Genomic DNA, 4,010 nt, shown 5'->3' with positions numbered 1-4,010 from the left:
GCCGTCGCAGACCACGATGGACGCCTGGCTCGCCTCCTCCCCGTACCGCGCCGTCGGCGTCTACATCTCCGGCTCCACCCGTGCCTGCGCGCAGCCCAACCTCACCGCGAGCTGGGTGACGAACCAGACGGACAAGGGCTGGCACCTCATCCCCATCGACGTGGGCCGCCAGGCGCCCTGCAGCAACTTCTCCAACAAGATGTCGGCCGACCCCGTCACCGCCCGCGCCCAGGGCGTCAGCGCCGCCAACGCCTCGGCGACCGCCGCGCAGAGCCTCGGCATCCCGGCCGGCAGCGCCCTCTACTCCGACATCGAGAACTACACCTCCACCGCCTCCTGCAAGGCCGCGGTGATGAGCTACGTCTCCGGCTGGACCGAGGCGCTGCACGCCAAGGGCTACCTCTCCGGCCTCTACTCCAGCGCCTCCTCCGGCGTCCGCGACGCGGCGAGCGTCTACGACGACGCCCGCTACCTGCGCGTGGACCACCTGTGGTTCGCGTGGTGGAACGGCGTCGCCGACACCGACGCCGGCTCATACGTCCCCGACGCCTACTGGTCCGGCCACCAGCGCATCCACCAGTACGTCGGCGAGGTCTACGAGACGTACGGCGGCCAGCGCCTGCACATCGACCGCAACTACCTCGACGTCGGCAAGGGCACCCCGCCGCCCGTCACCTGCACCACCGCCAACCTGAGCTTCAACGCCTACGGAACCATCCGCTCCGGCTCGACGGGCGCCCTGGTCGACGCCGCCCAGTGCCTCCTGCGAGCGGCCGGCCACAACCCCGGCGCCACCGCCCCGAACGGCACCTTCGACGCCGGTACGGTCACCGCCGCCAAGGCGTTCCAGACCGCCAGGGGCCTGACCGCGGACGGCGTCATCGGCCCCCGCACCTGGACCGCGCTGCTGTCCCGCGGCACCACGCCCACCCTGCAGAACGGCGCCACCGGCGAGGCCGTCACCCGCCTCCAGCGGGCCCTGACCGCCGCGCTCGGCCGCACCGTCGGCATCGACGGCATCTTCGGCCCCAACACGCAGACGGCCGTACGCGACTACCAGAGCGCCCGCGGGCTCGGCGTGGACGGCATCGTCGGCCCGGCGACCTGGGGCGCGTTGCAGGCGGGCAAGTGACCGGCGATCCCGTGGAGGAGAACGCGATGAAGAAGACGACGAACCGGAAGAACAGACCGCTGTTCCGCACGGCCGCGCTGATCGCCGCCGTGGCCGCCCTGATCCTGGGCATCGGCGCACCGGCGAACGCCTACCCGCAGGCCGCCTTCCCGACCCAGAGCAGCGGCAACAGGGGCACCGACGTGCTCGCACTCCAGCACCTGCTGACCGGGCAGGGCATCGCGGTCTCGGCCGACGGGGTGTTCGGCCCCGCCACGAACACCGCGGTGCGCCAGTTCCAGAGCGCCGAGGGCCTGGGCGTCGACGGCATCGTCGGCCCGCAGACCTGGGGCGCGCTGACCCCGACGATCCGGCAGGGCGACACCGGCGGAACCGTCAGGGCCCTGCAGGCCGCGCTCAACGCGAAGCGCGGCGCGGGCCTCACCGCCAGCGGCACCTTCGACGCCGCCACCACCGCGGCCGTACGGACCTTCCAGGGCCACGCGGGCATCGGCGTGGACGGCATCGTCGGCCCCGTCACCTGGAAGAACCTGCTCTGGCACTACGAGAACACCAGCTTCGGCAGCACGATGTGCGGCCAGAGCCCGGACGGCAACGCGAACGCCCACTGGGGCACCTCCGCCGCCGTCGCCCAACTGGAGGCCGCCGCCGCCTCCTTCGCCGGCACCGGCAACGGCAAGCTGCCCGTCGGCGACAGCGGGTTCGAGCACGGCGGCGACATCCCGGGCCACGCCAGCCACGAGCTGGGGCTCGACTTCGACGTCTGGCCGGCGCGCACGGACTCGGCGCAGTGCACCGCGGGGCGGATCACGTGGCAGTCGGCCACGTACGACCGCGCCGCGACGCGCGAACTGGTCAAGGCGATCCGCGCCGCGGCCCCCGGGCACATCAAGCTGATCTTCTTCAACGACCCGCAGCTGATCTCCGAGGGCCTCACCACCCAGTACCCCAACCACGACAACCACCTGCACGTGCGCTACTGCGAGAAGGTCCACGCGAACGCGCTGTACGACTGCTGAGGCCGGGGCGGTGTCAGCGGCTGCTGCGATGATCGGCACATGAGCGCAGAAGCGGCGGACACCGCACCGCAGCACCCGTCGTCCCGGCGCGAACGGCCCGACCGCCACCGGGAGATCGTGGACGTGCACCTGCTGCTCCTCCGGCGCGCCCCCGCGCCGGAGGTGCTGCTCGCCCGCCGCGCCGGCACGGGGTACGCGGACGGGCTGCTGAACCTGCCCAGCGGCCACCTGGAGGACGGCGAGGACGTACGGGCCGCGGTGCTGCGCGAGACCGCGGAGGAGATCGGGCTCGTGCTGGGCCCCGAGCAGGTCGAGGCGGCGCTGGTCATCCAGCACAAGCCGCCGGTGGGCCGCCCCCGGATGGGGTGGTTCTTCGCCGCGGAACTGCCGCCCGGCGCCCGGCCGGTGAACGCGGAGCCGGACAAGTGCGCGGGCATCGGCTGGTATCCGCTCGACGGGCTGCCGGACGACATGGTGGCGTACTGCCGGGCGGCTCTCGACGCGTACCGGGCGGGGGAGCGGTTCGTCCTGCACTGGCACGAGGCGGACGACCCCGTCGGGTACGAGCGGGAGGTGCCGGACCGGTCGGTGGTGCTGCCGCGGACGGCGGGCCCGTCGTGACGTGACGTCAGAGATCCTTGATGCAGCGCGTCTCGACGAGGAACGGCCCGTAGCCGAACCAGCGGTTGATGGCGAGCATCGGCCCGTTGTCGCTGTCGTTGCCCGTGAACGCGTCGGTGTACCCGGCGGCCTGCGCCCGCCGCAGCGACTCGTGCTTGGCGAGCTTCGCGAGCCCCCGGCCGCGGAACGCCCGGCGGCTGCCGGTCATCCCGGACAGGTAGCGCCCGCGCCCGTCCGTCTCCGCCAGGCTGAACGCCGCCACCTCGCCGTCCACCAGGGCGGCGATCGTCAGGTCGTGGTCGATCAGCGGCTCGCGCCAGGTGTGGTCGAGCCAGTGCTCGTAGGACATGGCGTCGACCGGCGTGTCGCTCGGCTCGTCCACGGCCGCCTCCGCGTCCGCCTCGTACAGCGCCCGCGGATCGTCGAAGTCGGCGAACGCGCGCAGCTCCACCTCCGCCGCCGGCTCCGCCCGCGGCGGGAGCGGCTCGCGCAGGTCGAGGTGGAGGATCCGGCCGGTGCGGCCCTTCCGGTAGCCGCGCCGCTCGGCGAAGCGGAAGTCGCGCTCCGGGTCGTACACCCAGGTGTAGGCGGTCGTCGCGCCCTGCGCGGCGAGATGCGCCTCGGCCGCCGCGACGAGCGCGGTGCCGACGCCGCGGCCGGTGTGCCAGGGGTGCACGTGCGGCTGGGCGACGCCCTGCCCCGGCGTGCTGCTGTCGTAGACGACATACGCCTCCGACTCGCCGACGACCTGCCCGCCGACCTCGGCGACCAGCGGCCGCAGCCGCTTCTCCGGCGGCGCGGAGGCCACGTGCCACCGGACCGACTCGGCGGTGGTGACGACGAACGGCACGGCCGCGCGCCGCACCTCGGCGACCGCGTCGGCGTCCTCGGGGCGGAAGTCCCGTACGAGCACACTCATGGCGCCGCACGCTACGGCGACGGGGGTGCCGCTGTCGTGCGAATATCCCCCCGCGGCCCACAATGAGTCCGTGACCATCCAGATTTTCGTCGACCAGCAGGCGCCCGAGGCCCCGTACGAGCAGGTGCGCGCCCAGATCTCCGCCCAGGCGCGCGGCGGTGTGCTCCCGGCCGGCACCAAGCTGCCCACCGTGCGGGGCCTCGCCGAGCAGTTGGGCCTCGCCCCGAACACCGTCGCCAAGGCGTACCGCGCGCTGGAGAGCGACGGGGTGATCGAGACCCGCGGCCGGCACGGCAGCTACGTGGCCGCCGCCGGCGAC

At 73.6% G+C, this 4,010-nt stretch carries 4 protein-coding genes and 1 pseudogene; 4 read left to right on the top strand and 1 reads right to left on the bottom strand.

The features are described from left to right. The 3 genes and pseudogenes from H5J30_RS20780 to H5J30_RS20770 all read left to right on the top strand — a co-directional run. Positions 1-1,132: glycoside hydrolase domain-containing protein (locus tag H5J30_RS20780; RefSeq protein ID WP_181788907.1), on the top strand; the 1,132-nt coding region annotated here is incomplete at its 5' end. A 26-nt stretch (positions 1,133-1,158) separates the two neighbouring features. Then, positions 1,159-2,151, top strand: coding sequence for a penicillin-insensitive murein endopeptidase (locus tag H5J30_RS20775; protein WP_220189153.1), 993 nt, complete (start codon positions 1,159-1,161; stop codon positions 2,149-2,151). Positions 2,152-2,232: 81 nt separating this feature from the next. After that, positions 2,233-2,772, top strand: a pseudogene (locus tag H5J30_RS20770) (NUDIX hydrolase); the annotation flags it as partial. 7 nt (positions 2,773-2,779) lie between these two features. Here the strand turns inward: H5J30_RS20770 and H5J30_RS20765 are convergent. Beyond that, positions 2,780-3,685: a GNAT family N-acetyltransferase gene (locus H5J30_RS20765; RefSeq protein WP_181788908.1), complete on the bottom strand. Its 906-nt coding sequence runs from the start codon at positions 3,683-3,685 to the stop codon at positions 2,780-2,782. Between the two features lie 76 nt (positions 3,686-3,761). Here H5J30_RS20765 and H5J30_RS20760 point away from each other — a divergent pair. Further along, positions 3,762-4,010 (top strand): GntR family transcriptional regulator (locus H5J30_RS20760; RefSeq protein ID WP_181788904.1); only part of this gene is annotated, 249 nt, incomplete at its 3' end.

The sequence above is a fragment of the Streptomyces phytophilus genome (genome assembly GCF_013870535.1).
GTDB lineage: Bacteria > Actinomycetota > Actinomycetes > Streptomycetales > Streptomycetaceae > Streptomyces > Streptomyces phytophilus.
The sequence above is the reverse complement of the archived record's forward strand: the minus strand, read 5'-3'. Positions and strand labels throughout refer to the sequence as shown.